This is a genomic window from Enterobacter cloacae complex sp. S1 (assembly GCF_014930525.1).
Taxonomy (GTDB): Bacteria; Pseudomonadota; Gammaproteobacteria; order Enterobacterales; family Enterobacteriaceae; genus Enterobacter; species Enterobacter hormaechei_C.
The window spans coordinates 15,682-37,404 of record NZ_JADBRE010000020.1 but is presented as its reverse complement, the minus strand read 5'-3'; the positions used below and the strand labels follow the sequence as shown (position 1 = coordinate 37,404).

19 protein-coding genes and 1 pseudogene are annotated in these 21,723 nt (G+C 58.1%); all 20 read left to right on the top strand.

Annotation, left to right across the window (positions count from 1 at the left end; all coding sequences use genetic code 11):
- The first annotated feature begins 331 nt into the window (after nucleotides 1-331).
- Complete coding sequence (locus IM290_RS14075) at nucleotides 332-826, top strand: hypothetical protein (protein ID WP_047719471.1); 495 nt, start codon at nucleotides 332-334, stop codon at nucleotides 824-826.
- A gap of 23 nt (nucleotides 827-849) precedes the next feature.
- A complete protein-coding gene (gene tssJ / locus IM290_RS14070; protein WP_193042408.1) occupies nucleotides 850-1,353 on the top strand; it encodes a type VI secretion system lipoprotein TssJ in 504 nt (167 codons plus the stop codon).
- 28 nt (nucleotides 1,354-1,381) lie between these two features.
- Nucleotides 1,382-2,725, top strand: a complete 1,344-nt coding sequence (gene tssK, locus IM290_RS14065; protein WP_193042409.1) for a type VI secretion system baseplate subunit TssK — start codon at nucleotides 1,382-1,384, stop codon at nucleotides 2,723-2,725.
- A gap of 17 nt (nucleotides 2,726-2,742) precedes the next feature.
- A complete protein-coding gene (locus tag IM290_RS14060) occupies nucleotides 2,743-3,981 on the top strand; it encodes a DotU family type VI secretion system protein (protein ID WP_062938814.1) in 1,239 nt (412 codons plus the stop codon).
- Nucleotides 3,982-3,983: 2 nt separating this feature from the next.
- Nucleotides 3,984-7,604, top strand: a complete 3,621-nt coding sequence (tssM, locus tag IM290_RS14055) for a type VI secretion system membrane subunit TssM (protein ID WP_193042410.1) — start codon at nucleotides 3,984-3,986, stop codon at nucleotides 7,602-7,604.
- A 16-nt stretch (nucleotides 7,605-7,620) separates the two neighbouring features.
- Complete coding sequence (tagF, locus tag IM290_RS14050) at nucleotides 7,621-8,337, top strand: type VI secretion system-associated protein TagF (RefSeq protein ID WP_015570330.1); 717 nt, start codon at nucleotides 7,621-7,623, stop codon at nucleotides 8,335-8,337.
- Between the two features lie 11 nt (nucleotides 8,338-8,348).
- The gene (gene tssA, locus IM290_RS14045) at nucleotides 8,349-9,365 is read left to right on the top strand and encodes a type VI secretion system protein TssA (RefSeq protein WP_017693278.1); all 1,017 of its coding nucleotides are present in this window, start codon (nucleotides 8,349-8,351) and stop codon (nucleotides 9,363-9,365) included.
- Nucleotides 9,366-9,440: 75 nt separating this feature from the next.
- Entirely contained in the window at nucleotides 9,441-9,965 is a 525-nt protein-coding gene (gene tssB, locus IM290_RS14040) for a type VI secretion system contractile sheath small subunit (protein ID WP_008502644.1), read from the top strand.
- Nucleotides 9,966-9,968: 3 nt separating this feature from the next.
- Nucleotides 9,969-11,468, top strand: a complete 1,500-nt coding sequence (gene tssC / locus IM290_RS14035) for a type VI secretion system contractile sheath large subunit (protein ID WP_006810956.1) — start codon at nucleotides 9,969-9,971, stop codon at nucleotides 11,466-11,468.
- Nucleotides 11,469-11,842: 374 nt separating this feature from the next.
- The gene (locus IM290_RS14030; RefSeq protein WP_014884229.1) at nucleotides 11,843-12,325 is read left to right on the top strand and encodes a type VI secretion system tube protein Hcp; all 483 of its coding nucleotides are present in this window, start codon (nucleotides 11,843-11,845) and stop codon (nucleotides 12,323-12,325) included.
- A 58-nt stretch (nucleotides 12,326-12,383) separates the two neighbouring features.
- Nucleotides 12,384-12,866: pseudogene (locus tag IM290_RS14025) on the top strand (type VI secretion system amidase effector protein Tae4).
- A complete protein-coding gene (locus tag IM290_RS14020; RefSeq protein WP_017384298.1) occupies nucleotides 12,863-13,216 on the top strand; it encodes a T6SS amidase immunity protein Tai4 family protein in 354 nt (117 codons plus the stop codon). Before IM290_RS14025 ends, IM290_RS14020 begins: the two are co-directional and overlap by 4 nt.
- A 119-nt stretch (nucleotides 13,217-13,335) precedes the next feature.
- Nucleotides 13,336-13,743, top strand: coding sequence for a hypothetical protein (locus IM290_RS14015; RefSeq protein WP_370532100.1), 408 nt, complete (start codon nucleotides 13,336-13,338; stop codon nucleotides 13,741-13,743).
- 90 nt (nucleotides 13,744-13,833) lie between these two features.
- A complete protein-coding gene (tagH, locus tag IM290_RS14010) occupies nucleotides 13,834-15,609 on the top strand; it encodes a type VI secretion system-associated FHA domain protein TagH (RefSeq protein WP_193042412.1) in 1,776 nt (591 codons plus the stop codon).
- Complete coding sequence (locus IM290_RS14005; RefSeq protein ID WP_003859969.1) at nucleotides 15,606-16,403, top strand: PP2C family serine/threonine-protein phosphatase; 798 nt, start codon at nucleotides 15,606-15,608, stop codon at nucleotides 16,401-16,403. The genes tagH and IM290_RS14005 overlap by 4 nt, the downstream gene beginning before the upstream one ends.
- A 16-nt stretch (nucleotides 16,404-16,419) precedes the next feature.
- Nucleotides 16,420-17,406 (top strand): hypothetical protein, encoded by a 987-nt coding sequence (locus IM290_RS14000; RefSeq protein ID WP_058700642.1) that lies wholly within the window; start codon nucleotides 16,420-16,422, stop codon nucleotides 17,404-17,406.
- A gap of 9 nt (nucleotides 17,407-17,415) precedes the next feature.
- A complete protein-coding gene (locus tag IM290_RS13995) occupies nucleotides 17,416-18,228 on the top strand; it encodes a type VI secretion system accessory protein TagJ (protein WP_193042413.1) in 813 nt (270 codons plus the stop codon).
- Entirely contained in the window at nucleotides 18,221-18,784 is a 564-nt protein-coding gene (gene tssE / locus IM290_RS13990) for a type VI secretion system baseplate subunit TssE (RefSeq protein ID WP_015570336.1), read from the top strand. The genes IM290_RS13995 and tssE overlap by 8 nt, the downstream gene beginning before the upstream one ends.
- Nucleotides 18,785-18,786: 2 nt before the next feature.
- Nucleotides 18,787-20,658: a type VI secretion system baseplate subunit TssF gene (tssF, locus tag IM290_RS13985; RefSeq protein ID WP_023296775.1), complete on the top strand. Its 1,872-nt coding sequence runs from the start codon at nucleotides 18,787-18,789 to the stop codon at nucleotides 20,656-20,658.
- Entirely contained in the window at nucleotides 20,655-21,698 is a 1,044-nt protein-coding gene (gene tssG / locus IM290_RS13980; protein WP_032648553.1) for a type VI secretion system baseplate subunit TssG, read from the top strand. The genes tssF and tssG overlap by 4 nt, the downstream gene beginning before the upstream one ends.
- The last annotated feature ends 25 nt before the right edge of the window (nucleotides 21,699-21,723 follow it).

Genomic DNA, 21,723 nt, shown 5'->3' with positions numbered 1-21,723 from the left:
TGATAATGGTTCTCTTCTGTATATTTTTGTTTTTAAATCATAGTGTTGCATGGCTTGTGTATTTTTCAGATTAATCTCAGGGTGGGGCGGACGCTTCATTAAACAGTAGTAGAGAGAAAGGAAATATTGAAAAGGTGACCAGCTCATGTAAACTTGTTTACCGTTTGTCAAAATATGTCAGGATTACGCTGGGCCTTATTCTCAAGGCTCGTGCGGTAGCTATGCCCAAATAATAGTAACGCCCCGGAAAAACCTGACTATTTTAACAATAGCACCTAAGTCAAATTTTATCCCCTCTCTTCATCCTCTAAATATCGCTACGGAAAAGCATATGAAACTGCGCGTATTGTTATCACTTCTGTTTGTTATGGCGGTGGCGGGCTGTAAGGCGCCGCAGAAACCAGCGATCACCGATGATACGATTGTGACCAGCCAGGTGAATGGCGTCACGCTGACGCACCGTCACGCTGTTACCCCTCCGGCGGAGTTCACTCAGGTGAATGAACCGTACCGTGCCATGTACCCGGCATCCCTGATGAGCCGTCCTGACTACGGCGGAAAAGTGATCCGTACGCTTGAGACCGGCAAAACTTACGTCGTGCTGGGGCAGGTTGAACATTTCTGGATGGCGCTGGCCGATGAAGGGAGTGAACAGCTGATTGGTTACGTGCCGATGCGTGCCGTGATCAAGGCTGACCAGTACGAAGCCACCGTGCGTAAACAGGCACTGCGCCCGAAAGCGCGTAAGAAAACCACCTGTGTTGATGTCGATGGCAACAGCAAAGCCTGCAAAGACAGCGCGAACGGTACCTGGATCCTGAACTAAACGGGTTTCACGAGCATATTTTTATGAATAATAAAAATTTTCATCGGATGTGGTTCCCTTTTTTTGCGTTGATTCTCGCGCTGATCGGTGGTTGTACGTCGTCTTCACACAGCGACCCCTCCCGCTACAATCTTCAGTTTCAGGCTCATCCTCAAATCAATGATTCTGCACCGCTTAAGGTCAGAGTGTTGCTGCTGAAATCCGATGCGGATTTCATGTCCAGTGACTTCTACTCCTTACAGAACAACGCGTCAGCCACGCTTGGCGCGAATCTGCTGAACAGCGATGTGTTCTTCCTGATGCCGGGCCAGCTTTCGAAAACCCTGAGCGGACAAAGCTCACCGGAAGCGCGCTATATCGGCGTGATGACGGAATACCAGGCGCTGGACGGCAAAAAATGGCGCGTCTCACTTCCTTTGCCTGTTCCCGGCGAAAACGCGATTTACCAGTTCTGGAAATGGTCCGCAGATGAACTCCAGGCCAGCGTCTTTCTTGACGTAAATGGTATCCGGGTCATCAGCCAGTAACGCCCTTCATAACAGGAAAGAGATCATCATGACGAAAGCAGAAAAGGTCGTCTGGACCGAGGGCATGTTCCTGCGTCCCCACCATTTTCAGCGGACAGAAAGTTACCTCCTCAACCACGTTCGTGAGTGGGGGGCCTTGCAGCGATCGTATCTCTGGGGCTTTCTCGACCTTGAGCTGGATGAAGCGATGCTACGCCAGGGGTGTATTGCCCTGAGCTACTGTAGCGGTTTGCTGCCTGACGGCACCTTTTTCCAGGTTCGCAGCGACCGCAACGGTCCGGCTCCGCTAAAAATCCCCGATAATCTCACCAATGAAAAGGTGGTGCTTGCGCTGCCGGTTCGTCGCGGTGGCCGTGAAGAGGTGATTTTCAGCGAGGAGCAGTCTTCTCTGGCGCGTTTTATTACGTTTGAACAAGAGGTGGAAGACGACAACGCCATGTCGGTCGGGGAGGCGACGGTCCAGTTTGGCCGCCTGCGTCTGACCCTGATGCTGGAGAAAGATCTGACGGCAGAATGGACTGCCATCGGCGTGGCGTACGTTACCGAAAAGCGCAACGACAACCACGTGCGGCTGGATAACAGCTACATTCCGCCAATGCTGAACGCCAATAACAGCCCGCAGCTGTATGGCATGATCAATGACCTGCACGGCTTGCTGGTGCAGCGTAGCCAGCAGATCGGCGGCCGCCTGCGCCAGCCGGGGCGTTTCAATACGTCTGAGATGGTTGAGTTCACGCTTCTCTCGCTGATCAACCGCCACCTTGGCGACGTCTCACATTTAAAAACGCTGCCGCTGCTTCACCCTGAAGCGCTCTGGCGCAGCTGGCTGCCGTTTGCCACGGAGCTCGCCACCTGGACGCCGCAGCGTACCGCAGAGAGCATACTGCCGGTATACGACCATGACGATCTCGCCGTTTGCTTCGGCAAACTGATGCTGATGCTGCGTCAGGGACTGTCGCTGGTCATGGAAGATCATGCCATCCAGCTGCCGCTGCACGAACGCTCCCACGGGCTGAACATCGCCACCGTGCCGGAGACCAGCATGGTCCGGGAGTTTGGCTTTGTATTGGCGGTAAAAGCCAATGTCCCCGGCGAACACCTGCAAACCCATTTCCCTGCCCAGATGAAGGTTGCGCCAGTGTCGAAAATTCGCGATCTGGTTCAGCTCCAGCTGCCGGGCATCATGCTTCGGGCAATGCCCGTCGCGCCGCCGCAGATCCCGTGGCATGCAGGCTACAGCTATTTCGAGCTCGAGAGGGGCAGCGAACTGTGGCATGAGATGGACAAGTCCGGGGCATTCGCGCTGCATCTCGCAGGGGAATTCCCGGGTCTCGATATGGAGTTCTGGGCCATCCGTAGCCCGACAGAATAATAAAGCGAGCGCTTAATATGCAGGAACGACAGGATACCGGCAGTGATGCCGTGTTTACCGGAGCCAGTGGGAACAATCAGCTGGTGGCGGCCGCCAATCCGCTGCTCAATGCGATTCCGCAAATCCGTCATTCGGTTTCCCACCACGATCAGGTCGGGCTGCGCCAGCGCCTGATTGACGAAATTCGCCGTTTCGAAGTGCGATGCCAGCAGGCGGGCTTACCGTATGAAGTGATTGTCGGCGCGCGCTACTGCCTCTGCACGGCGCTGGACGAAGCCGCCGCGCTGACCCCGTGGGGAAGCAGCGGCGTCTGGTCAAGCAATGGTCTGCTGGTGACGTTTCATAACGAAACCTGGGGCGGTGAGAAGTTTTTCCAGCTGCTGGCGCGTCTGTCGCAGAATCCGCGCGAACACATTCTGCTGCTGGAGATGATCAACTACTGTCTGCTGCTCGGCTTTGAAGGCCGCTACCGCGTGCTGGACAATGGCCGGACACAGCTTGAAACCATCAAACAGCGCCTGTGGCAGATGATCCGTGGCGTGCGCGGCAGCTACCCGCCGCCGCTCTCGCCGCACCCGGAAGATCGCCCCGTTCTGCGCAAGCTCTGGCGGCCGATGATCCCACTCTGGGCGTGCGTGGCGCTGGTCGGCTTTATCGCCTGCCTGTTCTATATCGTGCTGAACTGGCGTCTGGGTGATAACACCAGCCCGGTGCTGGCGAAAATTTACCAGTCCCAACTGCCGGAAACCACGATCCAGCAGCCTGCGCGTCAGCTGCCGGCGGTGCTGAACCTGCGCGGCTTCCTGAAACCAGAAATTGATGCCGGTCTGGTGGCCGTTAAGGATGAGGCGGATCGCAGCGTGGTGATCCTGAAAGGGGACGGACTCTTTGCCTCGGCCTCAACGGTGGTGCGCGATCGCTATGAGCCGGTCATCGACCGCATCGCCCAGGCGATGAATAACGTCAGCGGCAAAATCCTGGTGGTGGGGTACAGCGACAACGTGCCGATCCGCAGCGCACGCTTCGCCTCCAACTATGAACTCTCGCTTGAGCGCGCCCGTTCGGTGCAAAAACAGCTCCAGGGTAGCCTCTCGCAGCCAGAGCGCGTCAAAGCCGAAGGGCGGGGCGAGATCAACCCGGTAGCGCCTAACACCACGCCTGAAAATCGCGCCCGTAACCGCCGCGTGGAGATTACGCTGCTGGTATCGCCTGACAATACCCAGGCCGAGCTGAACGGATTGCCGCAAGGAAACTAAGGATGCTGACAACTCTACTTTCTATACTGACCAATCGCATTCTGTGGAGCTTCCTGGGCGTAACGGCGCTCGCGGCGGTCATCTGGATGATTGGCCCGCTGTTGTCCATCGTGGATACCCGGCCCCTTGAATCAGAGCAGAACCGCGTCATCAGCATTGCGGTGGTCTACCTGATTTGGGCCCAGAGCCACATTCTGCCGCGGCTGTATAACGCCTGGCTGAACCGTAAGCTGATGGACAAGCTCAACGAAAATACCACCAGCCCGGAGGCGGCCGATCCGCAGAAACGTCTGAACAGCGAGGAGCAGATCCTTGCCGGGCGTTTCGATGAAGCCGCCCAGATGCTGAAAAAAGCCCACTTCAGCAAAGCGGGACATGGCGCGCAGTGGACGCAGCGCTTCAGCACACAGTACCTCTATCAGCTGCCGTGGTACGTCATTATTGGCGCGCCGGGTTCAGGTAAAACCACCGCGCTGGCCAACTCCGGGCTGCAATTCCCGCTGGCGGATCGCTTCGGTAAAACCGCGCTGCGCGGCATTGGCGGCACGCGCAACTGTGACTGGTGGTTTACCAACGAGGCGGTTCTGCTGGATACCGCGGGGCGCTACACCACTCAGGAGAGCGAGCAGGTTCAGGACGCCGGGGAGTGGCTGGAGTTTATCAACCTGCTGCGTAAATACCGCCGTCGCCAGCCCATTAACGGCGTGATTATCACCATCAGCATTTCCGACCTGCTTTCGCAGTCCGCTGAGGCCTCGCGCCAGCAGGCGGTCAACCTGCGCCAGCGTCTCTCCGAGCTGCATGAACAGCTGGGTATTCGCTTCCCGGTGTATGTGATGGTGACCAAAGCGGACCTGCTTAAAGGCTTCCGCGCCTGGTTTGCGGATTACGACAAAGCCCAGCGCGACCAGATCTGGGGCTTTACGCTGCCGTGGGAGCAGACCAAACACGCAGATTACGACCTGATGGGCAACTTCCAGCAGGAATTTTCCCTGCTGCAACAGCGTCTGGATGCTGGCCTTCCGGAAACCATGCTCAAAGAGCATGACGCCAAAACCCGTGCGGAAGCCTATCTCTTCCCGCAGGAGTTCGCCGCGCTGCGTCCGCTGCTGGCAGACTACCTGAGCACGGTCTTTGCCCGCTCAAACTTCGAAACCGAATTTTCTCCGCGCGGCATCTACTTTGCCAGCGGCACTCAGGAAGGGATGCCGTTTGACCGCGTGATGGGCGAGCTGAATCGCGCGCTCTCCTTACCTGAAGGGGGGGAAAGCACGCGCTGGGATTCGGTGAGCAAAGAGGCGCCGATCCCAGGCGCGAAGGGCCAAAGCTTCTTCATTAAAAACCTGCTGCAAAACGTGATTTTCCAGGAAGCGGGCATCGCCGGGGAAAACCGCTGGTGGGAACTGCGCAACCGCGCCGTGATGTGGTCCGGCTACGCGGCGCTGCTGGCCCTGCTGGTGATCCTGGGTGGCCTGTGGCTGACCAGCTACGCCAAAAATAAAGCCTATCTGGAAGAAGTGGACGCAAAAGTGCCGATGCTGGAGCAGCAGAGCAAGGCGCTGCAAAACCAGCCCCAGCGCGATCTGTTTGCGCTTCTGCCGCTGCTTAACAGCCTGGTGGATCTGCCGAAAAGCAATGCCTTCGACGTTAACGACCCGCCGGTTTCCCGCCGCATGGGGCTTTATCGCGGGGATGACGTCAGCGATGCCTCGCAGTCTCTGTATCAGAAGGCGCTGGATCAGATGCTGCTGCCCGCCGTGGCGATGCACATTACCACCTGGCTGCGCAACGACAACGGCAGCGACGTGGAGTACAGCTACGAGGCGCTGAAAGCCTATCAGATGCTCTATCAGCCGAAGCACTATGACGGCAAATTCCTGCACTCGTGGGTGATGCTCAACCTGCAACGCAACCTGCCGCAGAACGTGACGCAGGCGCAGCTTCAGGAGCTGGAATGGCACCTGACCCAGCTGCTGGAGCCAAAAATTCAGGCTTCACCGTATGCGCAGGATGAGGATCTGGTGGCACGTGAAAGGGCGCTTATCAACCAGCAGCCGCTCTCAACTCGCGTATATGGCCGCCTGAAACGTCTGCTGGAGCATGATGAGAACCTGAAGCCGGTTTCGCTTTCAGATCTCGGCGGCCCGCAGAGCGAGCTGGTGTTTTCTCGTAAAAGCGGCAAGCCGGTGAGTGAAGGCGTACCGGGCCTCTATACGCCGGACGGCTACTGGAAGAGCTTCAACGACCAGATCGACAGCGTGACCACCGCCCTGCACGAGGACGATGCCTGGGTACTGGGAGCGACCACCGCCCAGGAAGATAAACAGCAGATCGACAACGCCGTGCGCCAGCTCTACATGCGCGACTTTATCGTCAACTGGGATCGCTTTCTCGCTGACATTCAGCTCAACAACAGCGCCGATCTTTCCCAGCGCATCAACACCGCGCGCCTGCTTTCAGGCACCAACTCGCCGCTGCGCCGTCTGGTGCTTAACCTGAGCAAGGTGCTGACCCTGTCGCGCACTGCGCCTGCGCCGGAAGATGCGCAGAAAGCGGAAGACCAAAGCAACCGCGCCACCCGCACGCTGGAAGCGCTGTTCAGCAACGGTGACAATGCCCCGACGCAGGGCGCGGTCGTGACGCAGGCGCCTGAGCAACTGGTGACCGACCACTATGCGCCGATGATTGAGCTGGCGCAGCCGCTGGAGAAGGGTGGCAAGACCATCGTCTTTGACGATTTTCTTAAGCAGGTTGACGAGCTTTATCGCTACCTGACCGCCGTTCAGGATGCGGCAAACAGCGGTATGCCTGCGCCGGGCGGGGATGCAATCAGCCGCCTGCAAGCCAGCGCGGGCCGTCTGCCGGGCGGGCTGCAAACCATGTTCAGCAATATGGCCGTCGGCGCCAGCAGCGACACCCAGCGTCGCGATCTGGAGAACGTGCGTAAGCGCATCAACGTGGAAGTGGGTGGGTTCTGCCGTCAGGCGATTGCCGGGCGTTATCCACTGGTGCGCAGCGCCAGCACCGAGGTGACGCCGGACGATCTCGCCCGCATGTTCGCGCCGGGCACCGGACTGATGGATACCTTTTTCCGCGACAACCTGACCAACAAGGTGGACACCACCCAGGCGAACTGGCGCTTTATGCCGGGCATCGACGGTAAAACGCTGCCGGGCAGCGAAGGGCTGTTGCGTCCGTTCCAGCAGGCGCAGTCTGTCCGCGATGCCTTCTTTGCCAACGGCGCGACCACGCCATCCTTTAAGGTCACGGTGCGCACCGTGCGGATGGACAACACCATTCTGAACCTGACGCTGGACGTGGACGGCCAACTGCTGCGCTACAGCCACGGTCCGCAGGCGGTGCAGATCATGAACTGGCCGGGGCCGGGCGGGACGAACCAGGTGCGTATGCAGCTCGGTCTGACCAATGGCAGCACCGCAACGCTGGTAACTAACGGTTCCTGGGCGCTCAACCGCTTTTTCGACAAGGCGCGCACCAGCCCTGGCGCGGGTAGCCTGAGCCGTCAGGCGACCTTCAACGTCGACGGACATCAGGTCACGCTGGAGTTTGCCCCGAACAGCATCCGCAACCCGTTCCAGCTTCCCCGTTTCATATGCCCATAACCGCAAGGACAGCCGTATGACGAATACCCCTGCGATGAACCGTTATAGCTGGTATGGCAAATTACCCAGCGCCGGAGATTTTTTGCAGCGTCGCTTTCCGGATACCCTGCAACGCCAGTGGTCGCACTGGTTCCAGGTCGGCCTGCTGGCCTGGCAACAGGAAGAGCAGCGCAGCGGCGAGCGCCCGTTTTCAAAAGCCCCGGTGTGGAACTTTGTCGTCCCGCCGATGCTCGGTAGCCAGATGATTCAGATGGGCTGCCTGCTGCCGGGCCGTGACAGCGTAGGCCGCCACTATCCGGTATGCCTGCAACTGAGCTTCACCCCCGCCGAGTGGTCATCCCGCCTGCTCGGGCAGGCTGAAAGCTGGTACCAGCAGCTTGGCCGTCTGGGGCTGCACGCGGTGCGTAACAGCTATTCTGCCTCCCAGCTGGATGAAATGCTGATGACCATCCCGGCGCCCCAGCCGGTTGAGCCGCAAAAGCGTTCCGACATTCTCGACGTGATTGGCTATGACGACGATGGTCAGAGCACGCTGGGCTGGCCGCAGGCGGCGGAGTGTTTTGATCCGCTGCGCCAGACCAGCTACTGGTGGACAAACCGCTGCGACGGCTATCCGCTGTACACCCACGTCCACAGTGGAAACTTCACCGGGCAGCTCTTTACGCTGCTGTTCGATCCGGCAGGCGGCGCCCGTCCGGGCCGCCACGGTCTTTACCCGCCTATGTTTGAATAAGCAGGGATCTTATGAATATCGATGAATTTCTCGCGCCGATAAGCCCCGATAACCCCTGCGGTGAAAACCTGGAGTACGACGCTGATTTCCAGGCTATGGGTCAGGCCAGTCAGGGTAAAGCCGAGCAGCAGTTTGGCGACACCATCATTCCGGCAGAGCCTGCCGACTGGAACACGGTGGAAAAACTCGCCACCAGCCTGCTGGGTCGCACCAAAGATCTTCGCGTCATGCTGGCGTTAACCCATGCCTGGACGCGTCGTCGCGGGCTGGCAGGTTACGCCGACGGGCTAGTGCTGGTGCAGGAAGCCCTGTCCCGTTACTGGGAGCAACTTTACCCGCTGCTGGAAGAGTATGGCGAAACCGATCCGTTCTACCGCATCAACGCCCTCGCCGGGCTGAGTGATAAATCTGACCTGACGGTCGCGGTGCGTAACGCCTCACTGCTCCGCTCAAACGGCGATGAGATTTCGCTCCGTGACGCCCAGGCGCTGCTTGACGGCAGTAAAACCGAGTGTCCGGATTATCCGGGCGGTCGTCCACGACTGATCGATGAGCTGGCCCGGGGCGATCAGCCCGGCACCGAAGCGGTAATCGTGATCAACGAACGCCTGCTGGCCATCCGCGAACTGCTTACCGGCTATCTCGGGGAAAGTGGCGTACCGGAGATGGAACAGCTGTTGAAAACCGTCGGACTGGTTTCCAGCGCCTGTCAGGTGACCGATATCAGCAAGCTGCTGCCGAACCGTGACGCGCAGGCTGAACAGCACGCCGAGCCGCAGCCGGTGGCCGCGTCGCCCGTTCAGCAGGTGACGGACTGGCGCAGCGTGCAGGTGACCAGCCGCGCCGACGCCCAGCTGATGCTGGAAAAAGCGAAACAGTATTTTGCGCAGTACGAACCCAGCCATCCCGCACCGCTGATGATTGAACGGGTGCAGCGGCTGTCTGAACTCAACTTTATGGACATTATTCGCGACCTGGCGCCAGACGGCGTTAACCAACTGGAAAACATCTTTGGACGCCGCGAATGACGCGTCCTGGCATTATGACGACAGGCATGGAGTCTGCCGTTTCACCTTCACCGCGCATCTTTGATGGAGAACATCATGGCAATGAGTAACAGTGGACAGAAATTCATCGCACGCAACCGTGCTCCCCGCGTGCAGATCGAGTACGACGTAGAGATCTACGGCGCAGAACGCAAAATTCAGCTGCCGTTTGTGATGGGCGTTATGGCCGATCTGGTTGGCAAGCCGGTGGAAAATCTGCCAGCCGTCGACGAGCGTAAGTTCCTGGAAATCGACATCGACAACTTCGACGAACGCATGAAGGCGCTGAAGCCGCGCGTGGCGTTCCAGGTGGATAACACCCTGACCGGCGAAGGTAAGCTCAACGTCGATCTGACCTTCGACAGCATGGACGACTTCCTGCCGGACGCGGTGGCCCGCAAAGTAGAGCCGCTGAACAAGCTGCTGGAAGCCCGTACCCAGCTCTCCAACCTGCTGACCTACATGGACGGTAAAAACGGTGCGGAAGAGCTGATCGCGAAAATTCTCCAGGATCCGACGCTGCTCAAATCCCTGAGCCAGTTGCCAAAAAATGACGAAAGTGCGAAAGGTAGCGAGGAATAATCGATGAGCAACCAGACTCAACAACACGATCAGCAGGCGGGCCAGGCGTTCAGCCAGGACGAGTTCAGCGCGCTGCTGAATAAAGAGTTCCGCCCGAAAACCGATCAGGCGCGCTCTGCCGTAGAAAGCGCGGTTAAAACCCTGGCGCAGCAGGCGCTGGAAAACACCGTAACCTTCTCAAACGATACCTACCGCACCATTCAGAACCTGATTGCCGGTATTGACGAGCAGCTTTCACAGCAGGTGAACCAGATTATTCACCACGAGGAGTTCCAGAAGCTGGAGAGCGCCTGGCGCGGGCTGAGCTACCTGGTGAACAATACCGAAACCGACGAGATGCTGAAGATCCGTTTTATGAGCATCTCCAAGCAGGAGCTGGGCCGCACCCTGAAGCGCTACAAGGGCGTGGGCTGGGACCAGAGCCCGATCTTCAAGAAAATCTACGAGCAGGAGTACGGCCAGTTCGGTGGCGAGCCGTTTGGCTGCATCGTGGGCGACTACTACTTCGACCACAGCCCGCAGGACGTTGAGCTGCTGGGCGAGATGGCACGCATCGGCTCTGCGGCCCACTGTCCGTTCATCACCGGCACCGCGCCGGGTGTGATGCAGATGGAGTCCTGGCAGGAGCTGGCTAACCCGCGCGACCTGACCAAAATCTTCCAGAACACCGAATACGCTGCCTGGCGTTCACTGCGTGAATCAGAAGATGCCCGCTATCTGGGCCTGGTGATGCCGCGCTTCCTGTCGCGTCTGCCGTACGGCATTCGCACCAACCCGGTCGACAGCTTTGATTTTGAAGAGCAGACCGACGGCGCGAACCACAACAGCTACTCGTGGGCAAACGCTGCCTATGCGATGGCGGCCAACATCAACCGCTCCTTTAAAGAGTACGGCTGGTGCACCTCGATTCGCGGTGTGGAATCCGGCGGGGCGGTGGAAAACCTGCCGTGCCACACCTTCCCGAGCGATGACGGCGGCGTGGACATGAAGTGCCCGACCGAGATCGCCATCAGCGACCGTCGTGAAGCGGAACTGGCGAAAAACGGCTTTATGCCGCTGGTGCACCGCAAAAACTCCGACTTCGCCGCCTTCATCGGCGCGCAGTCCCTGCAAAAACCGGCCGAGTACCACGACCCGGATGCCACCGCTAACGCGCGCCTGGCCTCCCGTCTGCCGTACCTGTTCGCCTGCTGCCGTTTTGCTCACTACCTGAAGTGCATCGTGCGCGACAAAATCGGCTCCTTCCGCGAGCGCGAAGAGATGGAACGCTGGCTGAACGACTGGGTGATGAACTACGTGGACGGCGACCCGGCTAACTCCTCCCAGGAAACCAAGTCCCGCAAACCGCTGGCGGCGGCGGAAGTGCAGGTGCAGGAAATCGAAGACAACCCGGGCTACTACGCCGCGAAGTTCTTCCTGCGTCCGCACTACCAGCTGGAAGGTCTGACCGTTTCCCTGCGTCTGGTATCTAAACTGCCGTCGCTGAAGACGAAGGACGCGTAAGAGCGTCAGACTGCTGACTACGTGCGTTTTGTGAGTTTCGCCCGGCGGCGCTACGCTTGCACGGGCCTACAATCAAACGTGCAATCAATTGATATCGTTGCTCAATGTAGGCCGGGTAAGCACAGCGCCACCCGGCAAGAAAGACGGCTAAATTGCTAATGCTGTCCTTAACTGGTTCCACAATAAAGCACAGTAATAAAGACTTCACATTCATTCCGTTATTTCGGGGGAATGTAAGACTGTCAAATGACACGGGTCATTTGATATGAGGCAGAGGTAAAATATGGACGGTTTTATTCAGCCCCATGCTTTCCTGTTTGCCATATAAGGGCTTTTTCGAAAGCAATATTGTTCATCCACGAAGAGTAGATATTATGGCTATTGATATGTTTCTGAAGGTCGAGGGTGTTACGGGCGAATCTAAAGATTCTAACCACACCGGCTGGACTGATATTACCTCCTTCTCCTGGGGCGCGTCCCAGCCAGGTAATATGAGCGTTGGCGGTGGCGGCGGTGCCGGTAAAGTGAACTTTAACGATCTGCACGTTAACGCTCTGATCGACAAATCCACTACAGCAATCCTGAAACACTGCGCAAGCGGTAAACACCTGACCAAAGTTGAACTGTCCGTCTGCAAAGCGGGTGGTCAGCAGGTTGAATACACCCGCATCACCCTGGAAGACGTTCTTGTGACTTCCGTTCAGTACACGGGTGCAGACAACGGCGATACCGTTGGCGTGACCTATGCATTCCAGGCTGCGAAAGTGAAACAGCAGTACTGGGAGCAGACCACTGCCGGTGGTAAAGGTGCTGAAAGCAGCGCTGGCTGGAACATCAAAGAAAATAAAGAAGCGTAACAGGAGTGGGCCCGAAAGGGCTCACTTTAGCCTGTACTTTCTAAAAGGGAAAATACTTATGCGTCCTGCTTTTGGTGCCGCCTGGAACAGATTCAGAGAAGTTAATGTCAATGTCGAAACGGTGGGCAAATTATTGGGTGGAAAAGTCCAGCACAATATTGAAGCCGGAATTTTTAAAAATGCCTGCCCCATTCGTATGAGCTACGTTTTAAACTATTGTGGCATTCCGATACCTTCTAATAGTAAATATGCAACAGTGACCGGGAATGACAAGAAGCGGTACATGTTCCGTGTCAAAGATATGATTGCATTCCTACCCACAGTTCTGGGCAGTGCAGATATGTCAGTCTCTTCACCAACTCCTGCACAATTTGCAGGCAAGCAGGGCATAATCATATTTACCGGACATGGCTAGTATGATGCAACCGGACATGTAACACTGTGGAATGGAAATATTTGCTCTGATGATTGTCATTTTCTTGGCTCTCCTGGCAATGGTTCATTTATTCCTACAAACGCAACATTGTGGAGCCTGAAATGAAACGTTTGTTGCTGCTTGTATTGGTTTTAAATGCCTCAGTCGCTTACTCCCAAACACTGCCTGATGTTAGTGCTTTTACTCAGCAACAAATCTTTGAAAACTGGGTGCAAAATCGATGCATCGGCAAGATTGCAGATAGTAAAATCCTGAAGGATGATGCAGAGGCCAGTGCCGCTGCATGGCTCGAAGCAAGCGATCTACCTCCAGAGAATTTTGAAAAAGCTGACAAGGTGATTGTTTCCTTACTTAAAGAGCAGGTAGGCGGTACCGAACCGGGTAATTATCAGATATTAAAGTGCAGCTTAATTGCCAATAGCGACGCAATTCGTCTGCTCAATGTTCAAAAATAGCGTTTCACCGATATTGCCAGGAGATTTGACCGTACCATCTGGCGTCTTCAAGTCACAATCTGTGATGGAGCTCAAGATGAGTGCAATTTCGCCAGCCTTGGTAGTAAATTATGGTGTATATGGACTGTTTACTGTTCTTTCTTATTGTGGTCTTGTTCCTGATGGTTGTAATTATGGACTTCATCAGTTCCCGTTATTTTAAAAAACACGAGGCCGAATATAATCAGCTTCTTTCAGAATATAGGCAAAAAGGCTACGATCTCGATCTGGTGACAAATTACGCATCATTTTTTGGTTCGCTGGCGAACTATCAAAAAATAATCTGGTTTGTTCGTCTTCGCAAAGGCGTGAAGATGAAATTTACCAAAGACAGAAATGTTCAGGACGATGCCTATAAATTCGTTCAGGCTTTACCGGAAGAGAGAATCGGCTGGATATTAAAACTGCATCGACGCTATAAAGCTCAGGCCTTACTTTTTACGCTATGGCTGCTTATCGGCATTATTTTCCTGAATGTAGTCAAATAGCTTTAATCAGCCCTTAACCCCCAAACCCTGCCGTTCTCACTCCCGAGAGCGGCAGCGTTTGAGCGCTAATCATACCAGCAGGAATACGCCATGCGATTCACGATTATTTCTACGAAACCCGGTCATCAGCCGCCGCAAAGCAGCTGTGATTTTTATGCCCCGGGCGGCACCATTGGGCGCGGTACGGATAACAATCTGGTGCTGCCGGACAATGACCGCACCATCTCGCGTTTGCAGGCCATCGTTCACGTCGACGCCAGTGGCGAATGCCGCGTCACGAACCGCGGCAGCGTTACCCGCGTGGTACTGAATGATATCCCGCTGGAGCGTGGGCGTCAGGTTGAGCTTCAGGATGGGGATATTCTCGGTATTGATGATTATCGCATTGAAGTCAGCGAACTCATTCATGACACCCAGCCCGTAAGCCGCATGGCGGCCAGCATGCAGCAGGCGCGCCCAGCGGCGACACCTGCTCCGGCGCCGCAACCGAAACCGGCCAGCGCCGCGCCTCGCGGAAAAGCTGAACCTACGGCCGTGCCGTCAGAAATCTGGGACAGCCTGATGCAGGAGTTTTCCATCTCCGACAGCATCTCCAGCAACCGGGCAAAACCACAGCCCGCCGCATCCCACGATCCGTTCTCTCAGCCTGCGGCCCCGGAGCGGAATGCCGAAGATCCGCTGGCAATGTTTAACGACGCCGAACCGTCGCTTGAACGTAAAAACGTTGACCCGGACACGCTGTTTAGCGATGAAGCGTTGTTTAAAAAAGAGAGCATCTTTGACGATGTCACCCCTTCAACGTTGGTACAGCCGGACGAAAGCAAACCTGCCCAGCCAAAGGAAGAGGCGTCGGACGAACTCGATCCGTTAGCCCTGTTTGGCGGGACGGCGAGCGCACCTGCCGCGCGTCACGATGACCCTCTCGGCCTGATGGGCGGCGCGCCGTTAACCCATCCGGATGAAATCGTGGCCGATAAGCCGGAGCCAAAGCCTGAAGCGCAAGACGCACAGGAAGAGGATGCGCTGGCCAGCTCACCGCTGTTCGATCCGGAACCGACTGAACCACAGGACGCGCCGCGCGCGGAAGAGGAGCCCGCGCGCCCTGATTACGCTGGCTTCACCATGCCAACACCGCAGGCCGTGGCGCGCAGCAACGCGCAGGCGCCTAAAGGCCGCCTGCGTATCGACCCGGTTAAAAACGCTGCATCGCCTGCTGCCTCCGCGCAGACCGGCGAGCGAGGCGAGGTGCTTCAGGGCGAACTGCTGGAGGCGCTGCTGGAGGGCATGGGCCTGAGCGAAATGCAGCCGGTGCCGCAATTCGACCGGGAAAATATGCGTCAGCTGGGTCAGATCCTGGGCATGTTCTCGCAGGGGACCGTGGCGCTGCTCTCCTCGCGCTCCATCCTCAAGCGTGGGGTGAAAGCCGATATGACTATGGTGCTCGACGATGCGAACAACCCGTTCAAACTGTTGCCGACCGGGAAAACGGTGCTGATCCAGATGTTTGGCACTCCGATGCCGGGCTTTATGCCGCCGACCAAATCAGTGCGTGATGCGCTGATCGATCTCCAGGCACACCAGCTAGGGATGATCTCTGGTATCCGCGCCATTATCGCCGCCATGCTGCAATCCTTTAACCCGGAACAGCTGGAAGAGCAGGCGAAGCAGAACGGGATGACGTCACGCCTGGCGCTGCCGGGCAGCCGTAAAGCCGCGCTGTGGGATTATTTCGTTCGCAGCTATGGCGAGACGGCGGGCGAGATCGAGGACGACTTCCATACCCTGTTTGGCGAAGCCTTCCTCCATGCCTATGACATGGAGGTCAATCAGTACAAAGACTCACAAAGCGGATCGGAAGAAAAATGAATATCGCAACGGCTTCTCTCTCCCGCCAGGGGACGCGCGCCAGCAACCAGGATCAGACGGGAGAAACCATCGGGGAACGTTCAGCCTGCTTTGTCGTCTGTGACGGCATCGCGGGCCTGCCGGGCGGCGAGGTGGCCGCTGAGCTGGCCCGCAACAGCATTATTTCCCGCTTTGACGGCGACAAGCACCTGAATGCGCAGCATATTCGTGACTACGTCCAAACGGCGAACCGCACCATTCTCAGCGAACAACAGGCCGTGCAGGACTATCGCCGGATGGGCACCACGCTGGTCAGCCTGTTTATCGACAGGGATTACCGTCTGGCTTACTGGGCGCACGCCGGAGACAGCCGCCTGTACCTGTTTCGCCGCGGCTGGCTGTGGCATGTGACCACCGATCACAGCCTCGTCCAGCAGATGAAAGATGCCGGGCATCAGACTGACGATCTCAACAGCAACCTGCTGTATCTGGCGCTGGGTATTGAGAATGGCGGACCGGAAGCGAGCTACAGCGATGTCGTGCAGGTTGAGGACGGTGATGCCTTCCTGCTCTGCACCGACGGTTTTTGGCACGGCGTCAGCGAAGAGCAGATGAAGCAGTCGCTGCACATGGTCAATACGCCACAGGAGTGGCTGACCTTAATGAACCAAATCATTCAAAAGAATGCCGAACAGGAGGGCAATGCTCAGGATAACTATACCGCCGTGGCGGTGTGGATGGGCAACCCTCAGGACACCACTTTGCTGCATACGCTCTCTGACGCAGCACAATTTCTTCCCTGCGGAACTGATTAGACACACAAGGATTGATATGAAACTTTGGCTATCGGGTTTGGCTCTTCTGACGGTGGCGACCACCGCACAGGCTGAAAACTTCCGCATCGTGCAGTCTCCTGCGCAGAAGCTGGATATCTGGATCGACAACATTAAAGACAATACGCCGCAAAGCTGGTGTAAGGCGGACGTTGCGCTGCGTATCGTGGCGAACGGCAAGAAAGAGGTTTCGGTGCTGGAAAACTTCGTGCCGCGCCTTGGCTCGCTGCTGGAGCACCAGTGCAGCAAGCTGAATACCCTGAACTGGACGCTTAACGATCCGGAAGGCACGACGCTTGCCCGGGGCACAGCGGCTAAAGCGCAGGACTGGGCGCTGGTGGTGAAGCAGCAGGAAACGGCGGCGGCAACGACCACCACCTCAGGCGCGCTGCTGCCGCCTGACCAGAATCCGGAGACGCACACCGTGGCGGCAGATCGTACGCCATGGCAGGAGTTCACCCTTCAGGACGGTTGCCACCTGCGCACCTTCTGGGAGGGCGGCTCCTCCGCGCCAGCGCTGTTTATTCCGGATTCTGACACCACCCGCTGCGGCAACGGCAGCTGGCTCAGCGGCCACACCGTGGTGACGCAGAACCGTAACGGGACGCAGAAAGCGATTCCGGTCACCTACATTCACGGCTTCCCGGTGATGGGGCTGAACAACGCGGTCGATCCTGAAAAGGCGCTGATCACCTCCGTCAACAAAGAGCGCATGGTCTTCAGCACCCAGAACAGCGACCAGAGCTGGATGATCCTGCCGTACGACAGCACCCTGAACGGCTGGAAGAGCAACGGCACGGTGGCGGTGGAAATCACCCGTGAGATCGCCAGCGACGACGCCAGACTCCAGGCGCGTATCGCAGAGGTGAAGAAAATCTGGAGCGCATGGGTTGCACCGGGCGCGGAGCTGAACGTTATTCTGATTGACACGCTGCGCCCGCAGTTGCGCGATCCGGCAGTGGGCGCCTGGCGCGCGGCGAATTAAGGAGGGGCTATGAATACGCTTTATCAACGTCTGGCGGGCGAGTCGATTAGCGACGCGCTGCTTCGCCTGGAAGCCGATATCAAAGCCCGTCCGGCGGATGCCGATCTGCGCGCCGCGTTTGTGCAGTTTCTGATCCTCAGCGGCAACTGGGCGCGCGCCCTGACCCAGCTGAAAAGCTGGCTGGCGCTGAAGCCGCAGGCAAAACCGACCGTAACGCTGCTGGAGCAGGCCATTCAGGGTGAACAGCAGCGTGCGCGCGTGTTCGCGGGAGAGGTACGACCGGCAATGCCCGAGGCGCAGTGGCCGTGGCTGACGACGTTAGCCCAGGCGCTGACCGAAAGCGCAGGGCAAGCGCAAACGCTGCGCCTGGCGGCACTCGAACAGGCCCCGGCAAGCCGCGGGCAGGTCACGCTGGAGAATGAAGAGAGCCACACCTTTGAATGGCTGATGGACGGCGATGCCCGTCTGGGGCCGGTGTGTGAAACCCTGGTCAATGGCCGTTATTTCTGGGTGCCGTTCTGCGCCATCGACGCGATCCGTTTTCAGGCTCCGGCCAGCGTGACCGATCTGGTGTGGCGTCATGCGCTGGTCCGCCTCACGGACGGCACCGAGCAGGTGTGTCAGATCCCGGCGCGTTATCCGTTTGCTGACGGGGCGCCAGACAGCATTAAGCTGGGGCGCACCACCGAGTGGCTCCCGCTGGACGATGACGCCGCCCTGTATGAAGGCATGGGGCAGAAAGCCTGGCTGAGCGAGCAAAGCGAAAGCCCGCTGCTTACCCTGAGCCTGGTGACATTTACCTCGGATGGTGCGGATGAGTAATCCCGCTGGCGAAGGCGATCTGCTGCGCAGCGGCTGGCAGGCCCGCAGCAGGCAGGAGAAAGTGGGGGCGCGCGACAAAATGCAGCCCTCACTGCTGGATCGCCTGACGGATAACGATCCGGAAAAAAAACGCGAGTCCGCCAACAGCAATCTGATTACCCACGCCGCGCTGCGTCGTAACGTCCTGCGGGATTTACAGTGGTTGTTTAACACCATTAACCACGATGCCTCCAGCGATCTGAGCGGGCTGACGCAGGTGAGCCGTTCCGTCGTGAATTTTGGCGTGGCGCCGCTGGCGGGGAAAAGAATGTCCGATATTGAATGGCACGACATTCAGCGCAAGCTCACCGAAGCGATTATTAACTTTGAACCGCGGATCCTGCCGCAGGGGCTTCAGGTTCGCTGCGTGTCCGATACCTCCTCGTTAGATCTGCACAACGTTCTGTCTATCGAAATCAAAGGTCGCCTGTGGTGCGTGCCGTATCCGCTGGAATTTCTCTTTCGCACCGACGTCGATCTTGAGAACGGCCATTTTGAACTGAAGGATGCGGGGTAATTATGGAAAGCAAACTGCTCGAATATTACAACCGTGAACTGGCCTATCTGCGCGAGATGGGCGCAGAGTTCGCCGAGCGCTACCCGAAAGTGGCGGGGCGGCTCGGCATGCGCGGCATCGAAGTGGCGGACCCGTACATTGAGCGCCTGATGGAAGGTTTCGCCTTCCTGACCTCCCGCGTGCAGATGAAAATGGACGCCGAATTTCCGCGCTTTTCACAGCGTATGCTGGAGATGATTGCGCCAAATTATCTGGCGCCTACGCCGTCGATGGCGATCGCTGAAATTCAGCCCGACAGCAGCCGCGGCGACCTGAGCAAAGGCTTTATTGTGCCGCGCGGCACCATGATGGACAGCCTGGCGCTGAAAAAAACCGGCGTTACGTGCAGCTATACCACGGCGCACGAGGTGAACCTGCTGCCGTTAAAAATTGAGCGGATCGAGCTGGGCGGCGTTCCCGCCGATCTGCCGCTGGCCCAGCTCGGCCTGAGCCAGCGGGGGATCAGCAGCGCCTTACGGATCCGCATTGCCTGCGATGGCCCGCAGCATCTCGGGCACCTGGACTTTGACCGCCTGGAGTTCTTCTTAAGCGGCCCGGACATCGAGGCTCTGAAGCTGCTGGAGCTGGTGATGGAGCACCACGCGGGTATTGTCTGCCAGACGGTCAGCAAGCAGCCCCAGCGCCAGCTGCTGTCGTCTGACGCCCTGCGTCAGGAAGGCTTTAATGCGGACCAGGCGCTGCTCCCGGACGATCTGCGCAACTTCGACGGCTATCGTCTGTTGCAGGAGTACTTTGCGTTCCCGGCGCGTTTTCGTTTCATCAGCCTGAGCGGGCTGGGCAAGCTGATCCAGCGCTGCGAAGACGAAAAAGCGTTTGATATCTTCATTCTGCTCGACAAGAGCGACGATCAGCTGGAGCGCGTGGTGGATGCCAGCCACCTGGCGCTGCACTGCACACCGGTGATCAACCTGTTCCCGAAAGTGGCGGCCCGGCAGAAGCTGAGCGAAAGCCAGCATGAATACCACCTGGTGGTGGATAACATCCGCCCGCTGGATTATGAAATTTATGCCGTGAAAAAAATCTATGCCAGCGCGGATGGTCAGCGGGACGACCAGACGTTTCGTCCGTTCTGGAGTACCTGGAGCGGAGACGCGGGCAACTACGGCGCCTATTTTTCCCTGCGCCGTGAGCAGCGCGTTCTCTCCGAACACGCGCTGCGCTATGGCACCCGCACGGGCTATATCGGCTCGGAGGTCTTCGTCTCGCTGGTGGATGCGCAGCACGCGCCGTGGCAGGAGAATTTGCGCTACATTTCCGCCGAGGTGCTGTGCACCAGCCGTGACCTGCCGCTGATGCTCCAGCAGGAGCTTGGGCAGTTTATTATGGCCGACTCCATGCCGGTGAAGGCGTTAACCCTGCGTAAAGGCCCGACGCCGCCGCGTCCGGCGCTGGCGGAAGGGTTCAGCACCTGGCGGCTCATCAGCCAGCTGCAAATGAACTACCTCAGCCTGATGGACAGCGAAAACGAAGAGGGCGCTGCCGCGCTGCGTCAGCTGTTAGGGCTGTACGCCAACCTGGCCGAGACGCCGGTTGCCCGTCAGGTGGATGGCGTTCGTCACTGCGTGCTGGAGCCGGTGCACCGCCGCGTGCCTGAACCCGGCCCGGTGGTGTTCGCCCGCGGGATCGGCATCACCCTGACGGTGGACGAACGCGCCTTTTCCGGCGCCAGCCCGTGGCTTTTCGGCAGCGTGCTGGAACGCCTTTTTGCCCGACTGGTCTCCATCAACAGCTTTACGGAGTTCACGCTCAAGAGCCAGCAGCGTGGTGAAATCGGCTACTGGGCGCCGCGCATGGGTAAAAGGGCGCTGGTATGAGTGAAGTTGCCCCTGCAACGCTGCGCGTGCATCGCCTGACGCCGCTGCCCGATGCGTTCTGGCGCGGGGTGCGCGAGACGCCGTGGCGCTATGATCTGTTCCAGCTGTTAAGACGCATTGATGCCCAGGGCGGTGAACGTTACCCGCTGGGGCGCGCGCCGCTGCCTAAATTTGAGCCGCTGCGTATTGGTCAGCAGCCTTCAATGGGCTTTGCGCCGTCAACGGTTGCTGAGGTCCGGCAGCGGGAAGAGAACGGACTGCATGACGTTTCCATACTGAGCTTCGGCCTGTTTGGTCCTAACGGCCCGCTGCCGGTGCACATGACTGAGTATGCCCGCGAGCGTATTCATCATCATCAGGATCACAGCCTCAGCGCGTTTGCCGACCTCTTTCACCACCGCCTGACGCTGCTGTTCTACCGCGCATGGGCGGACGCGCAGCCTGCCGTTTCACAGGATCGCGACGACAACAGGCGCTTCGAAGGGTATCTGGCATCACTGATTGGCATGGGGCAGCCTGCCCAGATGTCGAAAGGCAGCCTGAGCGCGCACGCCCGCTTTACTCACGCCGGGCACCTGACCCGCCACGGACGGGACCCGGAAGGGCTGGAGAAAATCCTGCGCAACTATTTCAACGTGCCGGTCAGGCTGGTGGCCAACGTCCCGCAGTGGATGCCGCTCTCAACGCGGGAGCAGGCACAGCTGGGCGAGGGGCGGCGTATGCCGCGCATGGGAGAGTCCGCTTTTCTCGGCATTGCGGTACGCGACGTGCAGCATAAATTCCGGCTCGAGATTGGCCCGTTGAGCGCAGACGACTACAACCGTTTTCTGCCGGGCGAAGGATGGGTGACCGAGCTGCGCGACTGGGTGCGACAGTACGCCGGGGTGGAATTTGAATGGGAAACACGGGTGATCCTGCGCGCCGATGCGGTGCAGGGCGCCACGCTCGGCAGCGCCGGGCGATTAGGGTACAACACCTGGCTCGGCCTTCAGCCTCAGCCTGTTCCGCGTGGCGATCTGGTGTATCGCGCAGAGCGATAATCCTTCCGTATACCGAATCATTGTT